Genomic DNA, 20,961 nt, shown 5'->3' with positions numbered 1-20,961 from the left:
AAAACCGCAAGGAGCGAGGCATGACCCTGCCCTACAGCCCCAGCCGCGCCGTGTATGAAGGCAATGGCGCAGCAACGTCCTTTCCCTTTGCCTTCAAGGTCTGGAGCACAGACCAACTAAACATCAGCACCACATCGCCCAAGGGAGAAACCTCTCCTGCGCAGGGTTGGACAGCCAACATAGGCGAGAGCGGCGGCACTGTTACCTATCTGCACGATGGAGCGCCCCTGCCCGCAGGCTGGCGGCTCGCCATTGTGCGCAACATGCCCTTTGAGCAGGGCATAGACCTCATATCCGCTTCGCGATTTGATCCGCAGGTCATAGAAGACGGGCTTGATCAGGCCACTGCGGAACTTCAGCAACTGAACGAAAAACTCGCACGCGCCGTCATCATGCCCGCCACCAGCGACAAGTCGCCGGAAGAAGTGGTTGCATCCATCTATTCCAGCCGTGATGCAGCAGCCCAAAACGCCACCGCAGCCGCGCATTCTGCCGCTGCTGCAGCGGCCAGCGCAGCCACAGCAGCACAAACGGTGGCAGAAGCGGCAGAAGCAAGCATGAGCGCCGCCACTGCGCAGGCAGATATAGCAGCGGCAAGCGCCCAGACAGCCCAAACTGCCGCCCACGCGGCGCAACAGGCCGTGCCGGACAACCTGCTCAGCCGCATGGCCGATGCGGAAGTAAAAAACACCCAGCAGGATACGCGGCTGAACGGGGTTGAGAGTGGTATCACAGCCGTCAGCACAACTCTGATCGGCAGCATTATGAGCGTGATGGCGGCAGAGGGTTACGTGCCCAACGGCACAGTCCCGGCTGACGCTGCGGAATACACGCGTGAACAATTCAGGGAGTTTTACGACACGTATCTTGCGGGCGGCAAACTGCTCACCTGCACCTATGCCGCCTTTGCCGCCCAGGTTGCCTTGACGGGCAACTGCGCCAAGTTCGCATTGGACACCACCGCCCAGAAGTTCAAAGTGCCGCTGCTGAAAAACGGCGATTCCATCACGCAGGCCGCAAGTGCCTCAGAGCTGGGCAAGAGTTATAAGGCCGGGTTGCCGAACATCACAGGCAGCACGTTGGGATTTCAGGCGATTAGGGGAGAGTATGGAACGGGTGCTTTATACTCTACAGGTTCAGGCGGTATTGGGTTTGGTCAATCATCTGGTGGTGGCTGGAACTCTATTGGGCTTGACGCGAGTCGCAGCAGCCCCATCTACGGAAATTCCAACACAGTCACTACTGAGGGCATACGCCTGCGGCATTTTGTGGTTCTGGCATCTGCGCAGAACAGCGCCAGCGTGTTCGACTGGTCAAATTACATGGCAGGCCTGGCGGGCAAGGCAAATCTGGATATGGATAACCTGACGCCAGTAGGCTCCGGCAAGGTGGCGAACTACGCCATGCCCAGCCAGAGGGTGGTGGCTGTGGCCGTTCCCGCTTCTGGGGGGTACACAGTACCAGCACCATCCGCAGGTTGGTTCAAGCTTGCTGGTGTATCCACAGCAGCAGGTCAGTACATACGTTTGTCCACAGCTAGCTATGTAGTAGATATCCTCGACTGGTCTTCGGGGCCGGGGCAATCACTGGGGATAATGGTGCCCGTCCGCAAGGGGGACGCAGTGTGGGCCAGTTATAGTTCCCTAAGTGCAATGTATATGCACTTTGTTATTACAGAAGGAGGCAACTGATGCCTTGCCATATACTGTGCAACGCCGCTGGTGATATTGAGATGTGGGACGCGCAACCATTCCCCGGCAGTGTCGAGGTTGATTATGAGGTGGTGCGCGGATGGGACGGCAGGCCGTATAAAGCCGGGGCGATTCCTGCGCGCCCCAGAGATTCCGTATTTGAAGTTCTGCGCGCCTCCCGTGACGTGCGGCTTGCAGATACGGACAAGTATCTGCTGGCCGACTACCCCATCAGCGAGGGCGATCTGCCGCTGGTCAAGACATACCGGGCCGCACTTCGCGCCTTGCCCGAACAGTCCGGCGCACCGTGGGATGGCGGCGGTGATGAAACACCCTGGCCCGATGCTCCTGGCATTTTGCAGACGGAACAGCCATGCGCATAGCCCTGCAAAACTTTACCGGCGGCGAAATATCACCCACACTCTCGGCCCGGTACGACCTTTCCCGTTACCGCAACTGTGTTGCCTGCATGGAAAACATGCTCCCCGGCCTGCACGGCGACGTGGCCCGGCGGCCCGGCACCCGCTTTCTGGCGGAGCTTGGAGCATATTCCGTGTTGCTCCCCTTCACCTTCAGCGCGCATCCAAGCCAGAATTTTCTTCTGGTTTTTGGCGAAAAAACATTACGCGTTGCTACAGTTGCCGGATTCACCACGGCACCTGTCATGACGACCCCCTATGCGGCGGAAGACCTGCTTTCGCTCTGCCACGCGCAGGTGGGCGATGTGGTCTATCTGGCCCACCAGAAATATCCGCTGCACAAAATAGTGCGGCGCGACGCACCGGGTGGAAACTATACCTGGAGCCTGGAACAGGTGAAACTGAACACATCCCTGCCCGCCCCCGCCGCACCCACGCTGGCCTTTACTGGCAGCGGCGGTTCCTACACCCTGCGGTACAAGGTGGCGGCGGTGGATGCCAACGGCAGGCAGTCCCTCGCCTCGCCTGCAGGGGAATGCAAAGGAGCGCGGCACCCCTCCGACTGGGTGGTGGGCAACAGCACAACCATAAGCTGGCCTGCCGTTCAAGGCGCTGCGGAATATAACGTTTACCGCGAGGAAGCGGGCTACTTCGGTTTTATCGGCGTTGCCTCCGGCACCAGTTTCAGCGACCAGAACTACAAGGCCGACACCACAGACACGCCTCGCGAAGACTGGAATCCTTTTGCTGACGGCAACAATCCCGGCGTGGTGGCCTTTCACCAGCAGCGCATGGTGCTTGCGGCCACCCCCGGCACGCCACAGGCATTTTACATGTCGCGCACGGGCAATTTTGAATCCTTCCGCAAGTCGCGCCCCTTGCAGGATGACGACCCGGTGGAATACCTCATCGCCTCCGGCTCCATAGACTCCGTAACCTGGGTTGCCAGCTTCGGTGATCTTCTGGTGGGCACCTCCGGCAGCGAATACAAGGCCAGCGGCGGCGATGGATCGGCCATCACGCCCCAGAAGGTCAGCATCACCGCCCAGTCGTACTGGGGCAGCGCGGGGCTTGCGCCCATCATCATCGGCAACTCGGTACTGCATGTGCAGCGCCACGGCTCGCGAGTGCGCGATCTTTTCTATTCGCTGGAAAAAGACGGATATTCGGGAAATGACCTTTCCATTCTTGCGCCGCACCTGTTTGAGGGGCACACCATCAAACAGTGGGCCTATCAGCAGACCCCCGGCTCAACCATCTGGTGCGTGCGCGATGACGGCCTGCTACTGGGTTTTACCTACATGAAGGAGCACGACATCTGGGGCTGGTCGCGCCATGTGACAGACGGCGAGGTTATTTCTGCCGCAACAGTGGCTGATCAGGACGGCGATGCGCTGGCCCTTGTGGTGCGCCGCACCATTGCGGGCCGGACGCGCTATTTTCTCGAACGGCTGGCCCCGGTCTGGGCGGACAGCCAGCCCATTGCCGAAGCCTGCTTTGTAGATTGCGGCCTTGGCATCCGCACGGATACGCCAACGTCGACAGTGGAAGGGCTGGACCATCTGGAAGGCTGCGCGCTTTCCGTACTGGCGGACGGCAGCCCTGTGGAGGGCTGCGTGGTGCGTGGTGGGCGCATAGAGCTGCCCTATGCGGCCTCTGTGGTGCAGGCAGGCCTGCCGTATGCATCAGTGCTCTCCCCCCTGCCGGTGGAGGGCGACTTCAATTCCGGCACGACACTGGCGCAGGGGCGAGCCTACGGTTCCTGCTCTCTCCGCCTGTACCGCAGCGTAGGCGGGCAATACGGCCCCAGCCGCAGCGAACTGTACGACCTGCCCTTTATGCCGGAGCACTGGGGCGAGGCCGTGCAGCCCTTTTCTGGCGACATCATGTGCGCTCCCAGCGGCGGTTGGGACAATCAGACGAGCATCTGGCTGGTGCAGCAGAGGCCCCTGCCCTTTCGCGTACTTGCGCTCACGCTGGACATAACCTTTGCCTGATGCGGCAAGAGGAGCAATCCATGCTGACCATAACAACAGAAACATTTTCGCAGGTATCCACAGAAGCGGAACAACTCGCCGCCGCCCACTGGAATGAGGTGGAAGCCGCCCTGCACGGCGCACAACGTTACCGACTTGATCATGAACGCTACGCCAGCCTTGAACGGCTGGGCATGCTGCACATAAGCGCCGCGCGGGGGCTTGCCGAGGACGACCACGGCGCGACCTCCAATACTTCCGGCGCTCCACTGGCAGGCTATGCCGTCTTTACTCTGGTGTCTTGCCCGCACTGCCCGCAAACTCTGCTGGCGGCTCTGGACGGGCTGTATCTTGCCCCTGGGGCACGCGGCGGCCTGTTTGCCCTGCGCCTGCTGCGCCACGCGGAGTCGGCCCTTGCCGCGCGCGGCGTGGGCCTTGTGCAGTACAGTTCGCCAGCGTCCCGACCCTGCCATGCGCTCTACCGCCGCCTTGGAGCGCAGCCCACGGAGACCATCTGGCACAAAACCCTGCCGCCACCGCCAGCCAAGGCCGCAGGAACAATCGAGGAGGACAGCTAATGGCCATAGCAACCAGCACAGCCGCCATGATCAGCGCCGCCGTTGCCCTCGCCGGGGCAGCAGCCGGAACCGTGAGCGCCGTGCAGCAGGCAGAAAACCGCCGCCAGCAGACGGAATATCAGTCCGACCTTGCGGCCCGCAACGCCCAGCAGGCGGAACTGAGCGCACAGGCGGCGGACGAGGCCGCCCGCCAGGAACGCCGGGCGGGTTACGAAGCGGCGCAGGCCAAAAGGCAGGAGGCGGCCCGCATCATCGGTGCCCAACGCGCTCAGGCCGGGGCATCAGGAGCGCAGACCGATGCAGGCTCCACGCTGGATAAAACCCTGGACACCGCTGAAAAAGGCGAACTGGACGCCCTCGCTGCCGAACAGCAGGGACAAAGCAGAGCACACGCGCAAGACATGCGGGCCTGGAGCCTGCGCAACCAGTCGGCGGTATCGGCATCCAACGCCGGCTTTGCTGGCTCGCGCGCCGAAACAGACTATCTGGGCCTGAGCAGCACCCTGCTCAACGGAGCCTCCCGCGTGGGCCGCAACTTTTACACCATCGGCTCACGCGGCCCGCTGCTGCCGTAGAAACCTCTAGCTACAAGCCTACGAACGCAAAACGGGCAAGTTTGACCGCAACAAAGAAGGGAAGGCAAGGGTAACGCCCTTCCTTCCCTTTTTGTATTCTGCAATGCGATGTTGTCAGCTCTATGCCGTAAATCGGTAGCTCAAGCCGTTTTCGATAAGGTGGTTGATAATGTCGTATGGCTTTTCGCACCTGCCGGGATACAACTCCTTGAGCTTGTTGAGAATCAGACTGTATTCGTTGCGAAGCGAGGTTGAGAAGATGCCGGGATCGTCTGTGCCAAGAACAACCTGCGGGGCCGGGCGCTTGTCATCAAAATTCAGCCAACGCATAATATGGTGTTCTTCTGTTTTTTCATAATGGCTTATGCGCACATTGCTGGTGGGCAGCACCTCTACCACAATATCCTTTTGGAGCATTTCCCTAATAATGGCGTCCTGAACCGCCCGTATCAAATCCGCACCGGGCAGTTCCTCTGGTTTGAGGGTGATGACTTCGTCCCACTTGCCATACATTTTCTTTTTTCTATCGCAGTCTTTGCACCTTACAAAATCGCTTGATTTTTTTGTGCCTGCGGCATGGTATAGTTCCAGTTCCCGGCAAGCTTCCGCATACAGCCTTTCGCCGCATTCGGCTTTTTCCTGCCGCAGCAAGTCCCTCTCGTGCCGTGTTTGTGGTGTGATGGCTTCAAAATCATCCTCAGTAACGCTGCGCAGATCATACTTGCGCAGCTCCCATGCCTTCCACAGCACATGCAGTTGCGGGCAGTCTTTGCCATAAATATTAAAGTACAGTCGCTCAATAACCTGCCGGAATGAACATATTTCGCCGCCAAAGGCCCGCAGCTCCGGCTTTTGCTCCAACAGCCATGTCAGCCACACCAGACTGTCGAGCCAGAGACCCTGCTTGCAATAGAATATCTTGATGCGGCACTGCTCTGGTGCCAAGCCCAGTGCCGTGGCGTGTCCGATGCGGTCTCCGCTGCCCATGTTCAAAAAACGTATAGCTTCGTGCACCGCGCGGATGCCCGTAAGGATATGTTCAAAATCTTCGCCTGCATGAAATGTGGTGCGGGTAATGCCCGCAATGTGCAGATGGCGAAAAACAGGCGCAAACACTTCTGGCGAGGTATCCTGCTCGTTGGAGGCTGCATCCTTGCCGATAATAGCAGCATACAGGTCCGGTGAACTTTTACGATATACTTCCCGGCGCGCTATGAGGGTGCGGGCCTGCTTGGCCATTGTGTCGCGTAATGCCTGATGACGACAACGACCTTTTTTCGTGTCCGGCTGTTTGATGAAGTGCGCCACCAGGCCCAGAGTATACGGCTTGCCGCTGCCTTCCAGCGCATCGGGGGCGCAGTGCACCACCCCATTGCAAATGCGAAACTGCCCGGCAATGCGGGGGCACGTGGGGCACGGTTCAATGCCCTTGCTGCTAGCCTGTTCTGTTGCTGCAATGTAGCCTTTCCAGATGCTGCGCAGCAGCTTGTCCATTTTTTGCGGGTCATCCTTGGGCGCGAAACGCGCCTCCACATGGGCCATATCCGGCCCGTGCATGCCGTAAAACTGCCGGAACCGCGCTTCAAATCCTGGCTTTCCCACATCTTCGGCAGCTTCGCGCGCGCCAGCAAGAGTAATGTACTGAAACTGGTCAAAGCCGTACTGCTCTGGCTGCTGCACAAGCAACCGCAAATGCTGGTGCATGAGCAGCATGTAGACATGCATGAGGATTGCTAAAAAGTGGTCTTTGCTTTCGTGCAGCTTCCACAGGGCAAACAGCCACATGGCAGCCTCGCGCTGCACGTCGGTCATGCCCGCAGGAAGGTCCGAGTGCTCAAATGGATGCTGTCGTGAAAATTCCCAGCCATTGGTACAGCCGCGCAACAGAGCAGTCAGATCATTGTAGCTTGGCCCGTCAGTGCTGCCGCTGTGGCAGGATTGTTCGGACTGCTGCCCGCACGAAGATTGGGTCAGCAACAACTGGCATAACCACACCCGCAAAATGGTTGCAGTACGCAGCCTATGCAAAATTTTTAGAGGTGATGTGCGCAACTGATCGAAAAAATAACCAACGCGCTCTTTGCTCGGCCCCTTTTTCCGGGCCTTCTCAAGCTCACGGTAGGTGCCCTTGTGGTTGGCGAGGGAATGCACCCATGTGGGCGTAAATTCTGTGGAACCGTTAATGTGCATGTGCGATTCACACAAACGCCCCCGCTTGTGTGTGCCGTTCTTTATCAGATCGTTGAGGCGCTGGTCGTGCACACCCGGCAAGGTAGAATGATTGAAAAATTCGCAGAAAGGTTTGAGCGCGGCAGTAAAGGCCACATGTTCCCGCAGGCAACGCCGCAACCACGCGGCAGCCATAACAGGCAGAGGGCTTTGATAAGCTGTTATTTCGTGCTGCCAGTCTTCAAGCCTGTTGGCGCGCACATAGATGCGCCCGTGGTTGACCTCCAGACAGTGACAATCAGCCTCGCTGCTTACATTTCCCTGCCCGTCCGTAGCGCCAAGGGCTGTCAGCAGCATGCCTGCTAGTGACTTGGTGTTGGTAAACGCCTGCTCACGCCGATTCTGGTGTTGGTGATCCGGCACATCCACATGCTCTGTGCGCAGACTAAGCTTGACTGCATTACGCAAGGCCGAACTCAAGGACTCCGTGCTGGGGAGTGCGTAGTCACAACCGGACTCTGTGGACTGATACACTTCCAGCACGCGAGCCGATGCGCAAAAATGGCGGTATGTGATGATCATTACGCTTTAAGGTTCTTTCTTAAATACATCCAGAACGCATCCAAATTCTTTTGATCCATCAATCTGCTCACTACAGATTCATCTTGATAGAGTGTTCGCACAAGATTCTCATATTGCATCGCAAAAGCTTTATCGCTTCCTCCTGGGCGGAGGCGCATGGAATCTAAAAACCTAAAAGACTCAGGAGCCTCTAATAGCTTTTTGCTCTTAATTGATTTTGGACTTAAAGGCAGCCCATACCTCTTGCCCACATTAGTGCGCGTTTCTGTTTTTACAATTTTGCGAGCACTATTCGATGCGGCATTATTACGAACAACTCCCTGTTCTGGCTTGGGGATAGCTAAAGAGTTGAGGAGGGCAAATAGGTTTATACCATAAACATGCCCCTCACCATATGCAATCTCGTTGCTATCTTCTAAAGTATTTGCAGGTTTTCCAATGGCTCCCATATACAAGCTAAACACTGTTAAACCCTCTTCGTCTTTATTATAAAAATCAGATTGGTTTAAATATAATTCCCAAATTGGACAGGTAAATATTGACTTGAATAATGGAAATTCTTTTGCTATAGTTAAAGAATCACCTTTCTTTATATCTTCTAAAAAAATCACCACAGAATCTTTCTCTTTTACATATTTATCACTAGAATACTTTTTAACAATGGCATTTGAATAAATCATATTCCTTATAAAAATATCATCTGACTTTGTCGGACTATCAAGCAAAACATTTGTATTATTTTCAGCATTGTCTTTTAGTAAATATTCCTCAACTAAAACACTATTAAAAAAAGCAATCAAGCACCTATGTATATATGATCCAACATACGTTGATCTATTATTCATATCATTATCAATGAGAGACAGAGCACGAAAAAAACGTTGCATTATTCTCGAACAAAGAAGTGTTGGCGAAACAATCGTAACTAAATCTCTTTTTGACTGTCTTACCCATGCAATTAAAGAATTAATAAATTTTTCATTGTAAATTTCTACAGATACACTTTCAGTTTCAGAAACCTCTTCATCTTCGCCTAAGTCATCTTCATGCAGTAAAGCATCAATTGATGAAGAAAAAGAATGAAAACTTTGAATCTGACCATATTGTGCAACCAAACTATGCATAGAATCTTCATTTTCTAATATATCGCACAAAGCAGCCAATAATGGAAAAACAGAAAAGGCACGATAACTGTCATCGCCATCACGGATCTCAACTACCCCCAAGCCCACGAATTCACGCTGCCACGATGAAATAGCCCCCCTGAGTGTTTCAGGGGTATTTACCCACCTGCGAAGTGGCTTATTATCATCATAGTCACTGGAAATACTAACAAACATTTGCAATTCAACTGGAATATTCACACGCCCAATTGCTCGAAGTTTAGCAATCTCCATTCCATACATAGCCTTCACGGCAATCGGCGCATTTTTTGTGATTGAAGCTCCAAATAAACGAACCATCCCCATAGTTCGAATTGGCCCTTTAGCACGAGGCTGCCCCCAATGCAGAGCTGATATTCGTGCAGCCGTCACGCTAAGCATTTCTTCTGTTTTGAGGCAAAGATATTGTTCATACTTTTCGTACAAAGTAACATCTATTTCTTGGCCGCGACGCAACAGAACCTCGCGCAAAAAACAAGCTTTAAGAGCATATCCCAGAAGCACCGCAGGGTTAGTACGCATTGCTAAAGCCATTTCTGCGTTCAACGCAAGTAACGCATTATTCTCGTCAGGATTTTGACGAGTCGGCAGTAAATCAAGTCCAGTAGTCACGTATCCGTGTGCAAACAACTGCGGCATCAGCAAATTAACACCGTGTGCTGACTGCAAAGCCTCTGCAAGATCAAAAGGTCTCGAAAATCCCATATTCTGCAAAGAAACTTGAAAAACCTCACGCATGCGCTCCACAGCCGACTCACATACGGCTGGAGGCAGATATTCGTTTGACTCGTCTAAACGTTTTTCCTCTTCAACCTGGTATTCTGAATGCTTCATTGAAATTTCCCACAATGCGGCCAAAACTTGAGTCACAGTCCGAGCGGGATTACCAAAAAGCGTCTGTCTGAAAAGACGCTGTTCTATTCTGCGGCTACAGGCTAGTAATGGGAAAAAGGCTCGCTTCAACAGAAGCTCAAGTTGCATGTTATGGTCTGGTTTACCAATTATTTGTTCGGCCTCTGGCTTTGAGCGTCTCCATTGTTGCAAAGCGAATTGAAATGAACCAAGACTAATACGTGAAGGAGTTCGCAAAATCTTCAACAAATATTGTTCCGTCAGTCCGTCAACTCGAGATTTAAATTCCTTACGGACTCTTGAAGTACTAGCAAAATTTAAATCAAAAATTTTTAGCTGTTGTTTTTCAATGATTGTTTTAAACAACTCCATATCGCCAGAGAGTACAACCACGAGCTGCGGAGAAGTAAAATAGCGGCGCAACACTTCAAGCACATGCCAACCGATTTGTGGACGAGTATCAATGTCATCCAGTGCTAGAACAAAGGCTTTTTTGCCGATTAGCTGTAGGCTATCATAAAGAAATTTATGGAATTCTCTTTCCAAGCTAAAACTGCGCCTAGCACTTTCCATATTTTGCTCAAAAATAAACTCCGCATCATCCCAAGGTACAGTTTCCTTGGGTGAATCCCCATCAAGATCGTCTCGGGTTTCACCCATGTGCTTGAGGCTTTTTGCAAACTGGCTCAGACTTTTTCTCCACTTTTCCAGTTCGCAAACGTCAGAGTGCCCGCAGTCCAAATTTCTTCCATTTTTTTTGACCGCATTTGTTACTTCAACAGCAATTTTCGCCAACAGAGACAAGAGTAAATGTTCGTGCAGACCGAAGAGCGTTGGATCAAGGACTTCTAACACGCAAAGGTTTTTCAAATTTGCTCTGCCATTGTCACGAAATTCTCGCTGTTTTTCTCCTACCCCTTGAAGCAACTCCAAGGCCGAAAGTAAAAAAGTGGTTTTACCAGAACCACGTTTACCATGAAGGGTTATCACGTCATGATAACGTTCATAGCTAACGCTACGAGCATGACCATCACCACATTGCTTCAATTTAGAAGAAAATCCATCCACTCGGCCCACAACGTCATCGACTCGATCCAAAAATGTCTCAAGCTGCATACGGTGCAGAATGGAGTCGGAATTCAGGGCCGTTGCTTGCTGCGCGTTGGTGAGATCAATCAGCAAATGGTCGTTGGGCTGAGGCATGTGCGGCTCCTCGCGGGATAGTCTGGTAGATAAACAGCTTTTGCAATTATACCCCATATACACATTAATCAATACTATTTACAGGTTGAGCTGAATAATTTTTACTATTTTTCACTTTTGCCCCCTGCCGTCCCCTTTCGGGCGGCAGGGGTCTTTTGTTGTTATTTATGGAAAGCCCCGCGTAATGCCAGACAAAAACACGGCAGTTGCCTATTGACGATGCGCTGGCTGACCTTACTTTTTATGGGCAGGCGTGGCGAACAGGTGTATTCTGGACGCACGTCAAGGAAACGACCCGACGGGGAGCACGCATCATGGCAGTATCGTACAAGGATTATTACAAACTTCTGGGAGTAGAGCGCGCAGCGTCAGCCGAGGAGGTCTCCAAGGCTTACAAAAAGCTGGCCCGCAAATACCACCCTGACCTCAATCCCGGCGACAAGCAGGCAGAGGAGAAGTTTAAGGAAATCAACGAAGCCTATGAAGTGCTCAAAGATCCGGAAAAGCGCAAACTGTACGACCAGCTTGGCCCCAACTGGCAGCACGGCCAGCAGTTTCAGGGCGAACCGGGCTTTGAGAATGTGCATTTCACGTTCAACGGCAAAAATTTTGACGGTTCGGGCTTTTCAGACTTTTTTGAAACCCTGTTTGGCGGCGGTGGCCAGTATGGCGGCGGCGCTCAGTTCGGCGGCCCCTTTGGCGGCCAGATGGGCGGACAAGCTGGCGGGCGCGGGGCCAATTTCGGCCCTGATCCCTTTGGCGGATTTTCGTCCCGTCAGCGGCGTGGCCGCGATGTGGAGGCGGAGCTGGCCCTGAGCCTTGAAGAAGTGCTGCGCGGCGGCCCGCGCTCCGTGTCCATCAACATGCCCGCTGGCGCAAAGACTCTTGAGGTCAACGTGCCCGCTGGCATCCGCGAAGGGGCAAAACTGCGCCTCGCCGGGCAGGGCGACCCTGCGCCGGGCGGCACGCCGGGCGACCTCTTTTTGCGCGTGCGCTATCTGCCCCACCATGTTTTCAAGGTGGACGGCGACAACCTGCAATGCGATCTGGCCCTGGCCCCGTGGGAAGCAGCCCTTGGCGCGCGGGTTGAAGTGCCTACCCTTGAAGGCAGCGTAGAAATGCAGATTCCCGCAGGCTCCAGCTCCGGGCGCAAGTTCCGCCTGCGCGGCAAGGGCCTGGGCGCTGGCGACAAGCGGGGCGACCTGCTGGCAAAGATCATGATTAGGGTTCCCGCGCAGATCACGGACGAAGAGCGCGATCTGTGGAGCAAGCTGGCCGAGATATCAACATTCAAGGCCCGCTCGTAGGGAACAATCAGGCAGCCGCCAGCGGACACCCCCGGCGGCTGCGCACAGGGTTTGCATGCATGTTCCAGCGGCGCCGCCGCAGGCGGCAACCGATACGGTTACTGGTGGAGGACACAAATGAGCATGACCCCGAAAAAACCTTCACTGCCCGTGCCTTCAACGGTCATGGTCTGGCAGGAATTCATTGAAGCCACAGGCATTGCGCCGGAGCGGCTCCAGGAACTGATGGGCCTTGGCTGGATTGAAGCCCGCACCAGCGCGGCGCAGGATTTCCTTTTTCGCGATGTAGACATCTACCGTGTACGCAAGCTTGAGCGCATCTGTTGCGACTTTGAGCTGCCCGTGCTCGGCGGCACTATTATTGTGGATCTTCTGGAGCGCATAGATTCTCTGCAACGCAGGGTGCAACGCTTACAGCATTTTGAAGACGAATAGCCGGTTTGAGAGCATGCAGCCTCCCGGCCAGAAATAACAAAATTTTGCCCGCCGCAGCGCGGGCGCGTGTGGAGGAAGCTTATGGACATCAACAAATTTACGGATAAAGCCCGCGAGGCTGTGGGGCAGGCCCAGAGCATTGCCGCAGGCATGGGCCATCAGGAGACGGATGCCGAGCATCTGGCCCTGGCCCTTGTACAGCAGGAAAACGGCATCGTGCCGCGCATTCTGGAACAGATGGGCGTGCAGCCCAAGGCCCTCAGCGTTGCCATTGAGGGCGCGCTGCGCAAGCGGCCTTCTGTTTCCGGAGGCGGCATGGATCCCAGCAAGATCATGATTACCCAGCGGCTGGCGAAAATTCTGGGCGATGCGCAGAACGAAGCCAACCACATGAAGGACGAATACGTAAGCGTTGACCACCTGTTTGCCGCGCTTACCGATGTTGCGCCCTCCTCGCCTCTTGGCGAAGTTTTCAAGGAATACAAGATCGCCCGCGCCCGTTTTGTGGCAGCCATGGAAGAGCTGCGCGGCGGCGCGCGCGTGACCAGCGCCAGCCCCGAAGACACCTTTGAAGCGCTGACCAAGTATGCCCGCGATCTCGTGGAAGCAGCCCGTCAGGGCAAAATGGATCCGGTCATTGGCCGCGATTCCGAAATCCGCCGCGTTATCCGCATTCTCTCGCGCCGCACCAAGAACAACCCGGTGCTCATAGGCGAGGCGGGCGTGGGCAAAACAGCCATTGTGGAAGGTCTGGCCTTCCGCATCGTCAAGGGCGACGTGCCGGAGGGCCTCAAGGGCCGCAAGCTCTTTGCCCTTGATATGGGCGCGCTCATAGCAGGCGCAAAATACCGCGGCGAATTTGAGGAACGCCTCAAAGCCGTACTCAACGAGGTGCAAAAGAGCGAGGGACAGATCATTCTGTTCATCGACGAACTGCACACCATCGTGGGCGCGGGCAAAACAGAAGGGGCCATGGACGCGGGCAACCTGCTCAAGCCTATGCTGGCGCGCGGCGAGCTGCACTGCATCGGCGCGACCACGGTGGACGAGTACCGCAAATATATTGAAAAAGACCCGGCTCTGGAGCGCCGCTTCCAGCCCGTCATGGTTGAAGAACCCACGGTGGAAGACGCCATCTCCATCCTGCGCGGGCTGAAGGAGCGTTTCGAGGTGCACCACGGCGTGCGCATCAGCGACTCTGCCATTGTTGAAGCGGTGGTTCTTTCACACCGCTACATCACCGACCGTCAGCTGCCGGACAAGGCCATTGACCTCATTGATGAGGCCGCAGCCATGATCCGCACAGAGATCGACTCGCTGCCCGCTGATCTGGACGAAGTGAACCGCAAGGTCATGCAGCTCGAAATCGAGCGTGAGGCCCTGCGCCGTGAAACAGATGCCGCCTCGCGCGAACGCCTTGAAAAGCTTGAGAACGAACTGGCTGACCTGCGCGCCCAGCAGGCCAACATGCGCAAACAGTGGGAGAGCGAAAAAGGCTCCATCGACCATGTGCGCGAAATCAAGGAGCAGATCGAGCAGACCAAGCTTGCCATTGAGCAGGCCGAGCGCGCCTACGACCTCAACAAGGCCGCAGAACTCAAGTACTCCAAATTGCTTGAGCTGGAAAAGAAGCTGGCCGCCGCTTCCGGCGCTGGTTCGGAACACGAAGGCCCGCGTCTGCTCAAGGAAGAAGTGCGCCCCGACGACGTGGCCGAAATTGTGGGCAAATGGACGGGCATTCCGGTAACGCGCCTGCTTGAATCCGAACGCGAAAAACTTCTGCGCCTGGGCGACCAGCTGCACGAGCGCGTGGTGGGTCAGGACGAGGCCGTCACAGCCGTGGCCGATGCCGTGCTGCGCGCCCGCGCGGGGCTTTCCGACCCGGCGCGGCCCACTGGCTCGTTCATCTTCCTTGGCCCCACGGGCGTCGGCAAGACCGAGCTTTCCAAGGCTTTGGCCGAGGCACTCTTTGACACGGAAGACAACATGGTGCGGCTGGACATGAGCGAATACATGGAGAAGCACTCCGTGTCGCGGCTCATCGGCGCGCCTCCAGGATACGTGGGCTATGACGAAGGCGGGCAGCTTACCGAGGCCGTGCGCCGCAAGCCCTATTCCGTCATCCTGTTTGACGAGATTGAAAAGGCGCACCCCGATGTGTTCAACACCCTGCTGCAACTGCTGGATGATGGACGCCTTACGGACAGCCAGGGACGCACGGTGGACTTTCGCAACTGCATAGTCATCATGACCTCCAACATAGGCTCCGTGCACCTGCTGGAGGGCATCTCCGCCGACGGTAGGCTGAAGGAAGGCGCGCGGGAAAGGGTCATGGAGGATCTGCGGGCGCACTTCCGCCCCGAGTTCCTCAACCGCGTGGACGAAACCGTGGTCTTTCTGCCCCTGCGGCGCGACCAGATTGCCCGCATTGTGGATCTTCAGGTCAATCGGCTGCGCAAGCGGCTTGAAGACCGCAAGATCAGGCTTGAGCTTACTGATGCGGCCCGCAAGTTTATTGGCGATGCCGGTTACGACCCTGTGTACGGCGCACGGCCCCTCAAGCGCTACGTGCAGCAGGCTGTGGAAACCCCGCTTGCCAAGGAGCTGGTGGGCGGCAGAATCCGCGATGGTCAGTGCGTCACTGTAGACGCCACGGACGACAAGCTCACCTTCAAGGCCGAGTAAGAGCACACTGATCACAGCTTAGCAGACTAAAATCATGAGGCCCACACGAACCATTTCGTGTGGGCCTCACTTATTGGGGGGGTAGGGATGCGGGACAGGTTGCGCGGGATATCTGGCGGAATATCCCGCTGAATGTCAGATCACGGCGTCAGGCGGCGGAACCGCCAGCGCGCCTCGGGCTACTGAATTTCTTCGGGCTTGACCACAAGCCAGTTTTTGTCGGCGGTGACGGGCTGGCCCAGTTCCTTCTGGCGGGCAGCGGCCTTGGTCCACATGCCTTCCATCTTCTTCATGGCGCTGTCTTTGCGGTTGATCCACACGCGCGCGCCGCCCTTTTCCACGTCCACGCCGTTCAGCAGCATGTAGCCGTCAGAAATGGGAGTGTCGCCACCCACGATGACGGGCTTTTTCCACTGGTCGATGTAGCCGAGGATGGTGCCCATTTTGCCTTCGTACCAGGTCATGGGATTCATGAGGTAGGTGGTGAGCAGCATATCAAGGTTCTTTTTCTGGTCGTACTGGCCCTTTTCGATCTGGAGGCGCGAGGTGGTCAGGGCGCCGTTGGCGGGATCCTTGAGCAGCATGGTGACGCCGATGACATTTTCAGGTTTGACGTTGTAGCCATACTTGGGATCGCTGGCCACCATACGCACCAGTTCTTCACTGGCGGCGGTCATAACGTACACGTTGATGCCGTTCTCCATCAGCTTGGCGTACAGTTCCTGCATGCCGGTGAAGGGCTTGGGCGGATTGATGCTGGCTTCTTTCACGGTGTCGCCGCTGTAATACTTGGCCTTGAGGGGCTTTTTGTATTCCATGAGGCCGTCCACATGGCCCTTGAGTTCCTTAAGCGTAAAGCCAGCAAAAACCTGCGCAACCCAGGGGTAGCAGATGAGGTCTTCCGTTTCGCACAGACGGTAGTAATAGCTGACCAGACCTTCCTTGAAGTCCTTGGTATCCTTGAAGGGAATAAGGCGCAGTTCCTGGGGCAGCTTTTCGCGGGAGAGCGCGCCCTTCATTTCCATGTAGGCCAGCAGGGATTCTTCCAGATCATAGCGGTAGCTCGTGTTGTCCATGTCAAAAACGGCAAAGTTGCCCTGATTGGCATTTTTTTCAATCACCTTGTCGAGCTGTTCTTTCACAGGGGCAGGCCAGTGCTTTAGCTCTGTAGCGGCACTGGCCGACTGGCTGAGCGCGAATGCAAAGACAAAGCAACTGACAAACAATGCAAGGCAAATTTTTTTCATCACACGACTCCAGGCGTTAAACGTAGACAATCCCCAAAAAATACATATCGGCCCACAAACCCTTTCAGATGTATTTTCAGCACCTGCTAGATGCTCAAATGGTTATTTCAGACCAGCGTAACCTTCCAGTGCGGGGGAAAGTCAACGGGGGGTTTCATATCTTGTTAAGTTCTAAAGGAACGCCCCCTCGCCAACAGCAAAACGGCAAAAATACGCCGCAACCGGGGATAAATGGAGATCGGACTTCTCAGGGTTGCCCTGCAAATACGGAGAAGGGGGATTCCCGTGCAGGAATCCCCCTTCTATTGCTGACAATTTCAGCCCTGGCGCTTGCGCCTCAGGATGCTTTTAGCTTCTGAATGCATTGCCCAGCGCGTCCGCCGCCATAATGGCCGCAGCTACGCTCTCTTCCGTGATGGGGAAGGGCATGGCGTGGATGGATTCTTCGGGCAGGCAGGCCTTGCGGGCCACCTTGCGCAGGGCTTCCGGGCTGATGTCCGTGATGCCAATATCGCTCAGGCACACAGGCAGGCCCACTGAGGTGCAAAAACCCAGCACTTCGTCCAGTTCTTCCGTGGGGGCGTTTTCCAGCACCAGTTGCACCAGCGTGCCAAAGGCGACCTTTTCGCCGTGCAGATAGGTGTGGGTTTCTTCCAACGCGGTCAGGCCATCGTGGATGGCATGGGCTGCCGCAAGACCGCCGCTCTCAAAGCCCAGGCCGGAAAGCAGGGAGTTGGCTTCAATGATGTTTTCCAATGCTGGCGTCGCCATCTTGGCCTGACTGGCCAGCACGGCCTTGTAGCCGTCTTCCAGCAGGGTGCGGTAGCAGGTGGCTGCAAGGGCCTGCGCGGCAAGGGTGCCTCTGGCAGGGGGGCAGTCGCCCGTACGCGCGCCGCAGGGCAGACCGGCGTTGACGGGAGCGCAGGAGCGTACGCTGGCCCGCGCCTCAAAATATGTGGAAAGGGCATCGCCCATGCCCGACACCAGATAGCGCACCGGCGAGGCGGCAATGATGGAAACATCCATCAGCACCACATCGGGATTGCGGGGAAAATAGGCGTAGTCTTCCATTTCCCCTTCTGGCGTGTAGATCACCGCGGAATGGCTCGTGGGCGCGTCCGTTGCCGCTGTGGTGGGCACCACAATGACCCCCTGCCCCGCCGCCACGCAGCGCGCCGTATCCAGCGCCTTGCCGCCGCCAAGCCCCACGGTGCAGTGGCAGGAGTGCTGGCGGGCCAGCTCGCCAAGACGGGCGATTTCAACGCGTGAACATTCGCCTTGAAATTCCGTTTCCACAAAGGTCACGCCAAACTTGGCCGCTGTGGCGTCCAGCGTCTGGCGCACCCGGTTCACGCTGCTTTCCGTGGCTACCAGCAGGGCCTTTGTGCCGTACTGCCGCACAAAATACCCAAGGTTGAGCAGTTCGTTCTCGCCCTGAACGTACTTGGACGGACAGATAAACGCTCTTCTCATGGCATGCTCCGCTTCCGGCAATCGCGCCGGCATTGCAGGGTTGAATCCTGACCGGGCCTACGCGTCTTCCTTCACGCCCAGCAGGGCGCGGGCATAATCCTCGCCGCTGAAGGGGCGCAGGTCTTCCATTTTTTCGCCAAGGCCCACATAGGTGATGGGCAGGTGATGCTGCATGGCAACGGCAATGGCTACGCCGCCCTTGGCCGTGCCGTCGAGCTTGGTGATGATGAGTTCATCAATGCCCGCAGCTTCCTTGAACAGTTTGGTTTGCGAAAGGGCGTTCTGCCCGGTGGTGGCGTCGATTACCAGAATGGTGCGATGCGGCGCGCCCGCATGCTTTTTGCCCAGCACCTGACGGATCTTGCTCAGTTCTTCCATCAGATTGACCTTGGTCTGCAAACGGCCAGCAGTGTCCACATAGAGCACATCCACGCCCTCCTGAAGCGCGCGGTCCATAGCCTCGTAAGCCACGGCGGCAGGGTCTGAACCAGCGGTGCGCGCATGGAACAGCGCCCCCACGCGCCCAGCCCAGACCTGTAACTGCTCAATGGCGGCGGCGCGGAAGGTATCGGCGGCGGCAATCATGACCTTTTTGCCCTGCATGCGGTCGCGATGGGCCAGCTTGGCAATGGTGGTGGTCTTGCCCACGCCGTTGACGCCGATCATCAGCACAACTTCGGGCTGGTTAACGGCTGCGATGCGGCGCGGCGCGCGAAAGATTTCTTCCACTTCGGCCATGAGTAGTTGGCGCACCTTGGTGGATTCCGTGACCTTTTCCTTACGGGCGCGCTCTTTCAGGCGTTCCACCAGTTCAATGGAAGGCTCATAGCCAAGATCGGCCATGATAAAAAGTTCTTCCAGCTCTTCCCAGAAGGCATCGTCCAGTTCGCCATGCCCGGCAAACAACGCGTCCAGCCCCTTGGAAAACTGCTCGCGGGTACGCGAAAGCCCCTGGCTGATCTTGAGAAACAGGCGGTTGCGCTCGTCCTCTTCGTCTTCCATATCAAGGGCGAGAGCCAGACGATACTGCAATTCAGAACGGAATTCCTCCACCTGCCGATAATTCATGCGGGCGAGCCATTCCTGAAAATCACGCACAAAGTTCTGCGCTTCGGCCTCCGGGGCATCAAGGGCGCGCAGCAAAAAGAACAGACGCTGCCACAACAGGTCGCCCGCCTCATCCACGCCCTCAAGCACGATGCCAAGCCATACGGAAAGCCGTGGCTCGGCCTCGCGCAGCCGCAGGGTCAGGGCCTCATCAGCGGCAGATGCCGCAAAGGGCTGGGCAGTGGCTTCTGCCGCAGGTTTCGCAGCAGGTTCTGCAAGAGCTTCAGTTGCGGCAGCACCAGCTGCGCCTGCATCTGCGCCAATTTCTGCGGGCGCTTCATGCGCCGCATTGGCCGCATCTTCCGCGCCGCCGAACATTTTTTTTATGGCAGAGAAAAAACCCATATGATCTCCTTATCTTCCGCCCTCTTGCACCGAGGGTTTGCTTTCCTTGCGGGCCGTTTGTGTTTCCAGCGCTCCCAGCACTTCGCGCAACGCCAGCACGCATTCTTCCACGGCCAGAGCCGCAGAAGCGGCGTCTGTATCATTCACGGCCCACTGCATTGCATGCGCGGTAGAGGCCAGCCGCTCCGCGCCCACACAGGGCGCTGCTTTTTCAAGAATCCGCCCAAGGCGGCACAGGTTATCGGCATCTTCCAGCGCATAGAGGCGCAGCAGCAGATCAGGGGCAGGGGCAAACGTTCTGCCGAACATGCCCGCCGTAACGCGCCAGGCTTCGGGGCGGCGCAACAAAAAGGCCCGCCCAAGTTCGGCGCTCACAACAGCCCCGGCTGCGATATCTTCACTCAGGGGCGCGCCGCTTCCGCCCTGCGCCTCTGCGGCTGGCTGCGGTGATGCCTCATGACTGCGGGCTGTATTATCACCAGCTGAGCCTGATTCAAAAATATCTGCAAGGCCTGGCTCCGGGGATGCCGCAGAAGCCGAATCAGCAGCAGGTTCGCCGGACGCCGCAGTGCCCTGCGGCGCGGTACGCTCCAGCAGCAAGGCTTTCAGCCGCGCCAGATCGCCCCAGTGCCAGAGCAGGGCCAGCAAGACCAGGGTTGAAAACAGGGCGGAAAGGCAAAAACGCGCCACTTCCCGCCGGGCCTTCAGGGCCAGGTCTTCATCAGTAATGCGGGGCGAAAGGTACACTTCCACCGACCCCACGGGGCGGCCTTCCATCTTGAGCGGATTCATGCCCTGCACGCTGTTTTCCGCAATTTCATCGTCCCAGGGGATGGGCTCCCACTGGTAGTTGCGCCGCTGCCCTTCCAGCATGCCACGCGGTGTCTGCACCTTGATGGCGTAAATGGATTCATCGGTCATGGCCGCCATAACAATGGTGCGCGCGGTCAGTTCGTCCAGCTCCCAGGCGGGCAGGGAAAGCAGGGCCGCCAGTTGCGCTGCGGTACGTCCGGCCTCGCTGCCAAGGCGGTTTTCCGCCTCCTGCCTGTCCTCATTGACATTCCAGACGCCAAGCAGCAGGAACAGCAGCAAGGCCGCCCCCCATACAGCCAGGGCAAGTCTGCGGCGCAGAACGTGAGAGATATTGGGCATAT

At 56.5% G+C, this 20,961-nt stretch carries 14 protein-coding genes; 8 read left to right on the top strand and 6 right to left on the bottom strand.

Features of this window, described 5'->3' with window-relative positions; all coding sequences use genetic code 11:
* Positions 1–20: 20 nt before the first annotated feature.
* From ACUZ9P_RS08250 to ACUZ9P_RS08230, 5 genes are read left to right on the top strand one after another with little or no spacing between them, the layout of a single operon-like run.
* The gene (locus ACUZ9P_RS08250) at positions 21–1,691 is read left to right on the top strand and encodes a hypothetical protein (protein ID WP_449249349.1); all 1,671 of its coding nucleotides are present in this window, start codon (positions 21–23) and stop codon (positions 1,689–1,691) included.
* Positions 1,691–2,074, top strand: a complete 384-nt coding sequence (locus ACUZ9P_RS08245; protein ID WP_449249348.1) for a phage tail assembly chaperone — start codon at positions 1,691–1,693, stop codon at positions 2,072–2,074. Before ACUZ9P_RS08250 ends, ACUZ9P_RS08245 begins: the two co-directional genes overlap by 1 nt.
* Positions 2,065–4,107, top strand: a complete 2,043-nt coding sequence (locus ACUZ9P_RS08240; protein ID WP_449249347.1) for a hypothetical protein — start codon at positions 2,065–2,067, stop codon at positions 4,105–4,107. The genes ACUZ9P_RS08245 and ACUZ9P_RS08240 overlap by 10 nt, the downstream gene beginning before the upstream one ends.
* 20 nt (positions 4,108–4,127) lie before the next feature.
* The gene (locus tag ACUZ9P_RS08235) at positions 4,128–4,664 is read left to right on the top strand and encodes a GNAT family N-acetyltransferase (RefSeq protein ID WP_449249346.1); all 537 of its coding nucleotides are present in this window, start codon (positions 4,128–4,130) and stop codon (positions 4,662–4,664) included.
* Entirely contained in the window at positions 4,664–5,239 is a 576-nt protein-coding gene (locus tag ACUZ9P_RS08230) for a hypothetical protein (protein WP_449249345.1), read from the top strand. The genes ACUZ9P_RS08235 and ACUZ9P_RS08230 overlap by 1 nt, the downstream gene beginning before the upstream one ends.
* 120 nt (positions 5,240–5,359) lie before the next feature.
* Here the strand turns inward: ACUZ9P_RS08230 and ACUZ9P_RS08225 are convergent, their stop codons facing one another.
* Both ACUZ9P_RS08225 and ACUZ9P_RS08220 read right to left on the bottom strand, forming a co-directional pair.
* Positions 5,360–7,990 carry a hypothetical protein gene (locus ACUZ9P_RS08225; RefSeq protein ID WP_449249344.1) on the bottom strand — a complete coding sequence of 877 codons (2,631 nt, stop codon included), beginning with the start codon at positions 7,988–7,990 and terminating at the stop codon, positions 5,360–5,362.
* Complete coding sequence (locus ACUZ9P_RS08220; RefSeq protein WP_449249343.1) at positions 7,990–11,208, bottom strand: P-loop NTPase fold protein; 3,219 nt, start codon at positions 11,206–11,208, stop codon at positions 7,990–7,992. Before ACUZ9P_RS08220 ends, ACUZ9P_RS08225 begins: the two co-directional genes overlap by 1 nt.
* A 314-nt stretch (positions 11,209–11,522) precedes the next feature.
* Here ACUZ9P_RS08220 and ACUZ9P_RS08215 point away from each other — a divergent pair, with 314 nt between their 5' ends.
* From ACUZ9P_RS08215 to clpB, 3 genes are all read left to right on the top strand, one after another.
* The gene (locus ACUZ9P_RS08215; RefSeq protein ID WP_449249342.1) at positions 11,523–12,515 is read left to right on the top strand and encodes a DnaJ C-terminal domain-containing protein; all 993 of its coding nucleotides are present in this window, start codon (positions 11,523–11,525) and stop codon (positions 12,513–12,515) included.
* A 117-nt stretch (positions 12,516–12,632) separates the two neighbouring features.
* Positions 12,633–12,950, top strand: a complete 318-nt coding sequence (locus ACUZ9P_RS08210) for a chaperone modulator CbpM (protein WP_209818864.1) — start codon at positions 12,633–12,635, stop codon at positions 12,948–12,950.
* Positions 12,951–13,031: 81 nt separating this feature from the next.
* A complete protein-coding gene (gene clpB, locus ACUZ9P_RS08205; RefSeq protein WP_449249341.1) occupies positions 13,032–15,635 on the top strand; it encodes an ATP-dependent chaperone ClpB in 2,604 nt (867 codons plus the stop codon).
* 179 nt (positions 15,636–15,814) lie between these two features.
* Here the strand turns inward: clpB and ACUZ9P_RS08200 are convergent, their stop codons facing one another.
* From ACUZ9P_RS08200 to ACUZ9P_RS08185, 4 genes are all read right to left on the bottom strand, one after another.
* Positions 15,815–16,882: a hypothetical protein gene (locus ACUZ9P_RS08200; protein ID WP_449249340.1), complete on the bottom strand. Its 1,068-nt coding sequence runs from the start codon at positions 16,880–16,882 to the stop codon at positions 15,815–15,817.
* Positions 16,883–17,230: 348 nt separating this feature from the next.
* Positions 17,231–18,355, bottom strand: coding sequence for a glycerol dehydrogenase (locus tag ACUZ9P_RS08195; RefSeq protein ID WP_449249339.1), 1,125 nt, complete (start codon positions 18,353–18,355; stop codon positions 17,231–17,233).
* 57 nt (positions 18,356–18,412) lie between these two features.
* Positions 18,413–19,807 carry a signal recognition particle-docking protein FtsY gene (gene ftsY / locus ACUZ9P_RS08190; RefSeq protein WP_449249338.1) on the bottom strand — a complete coding sequence of 465 codons (1,395 nt, stop codon included), beginning with the start codon at positions 19,805–19,807 and terminating at the stop codon, positions 18,413–18,415.
* Between the two features lie 9 nt (positions 19,808–19,816).
* Positions 19,817–20,959 carry a hypothetical protein gene (locus ACUZ9P_RS08185; protein ID WP_449249337.1) on the bottom strand — a complete coding sequence of 381 codons (1,143 nt, stop codon included), beginning with the start codon at positions 20,957–20,959 and terminating at the stop codon, positions 19,817–19,819.
* Between the last annotated feature and the right edge of the window lie 2 nt (positions 20,960–20,961).

The organism is Desulfovibrio intestinivivus (assembly GCF_053570665.1).
Note: the sequence above shows the minus strand (reverse complement) of the source record. Positions and strands in the feature narration are given on the sequence as shown.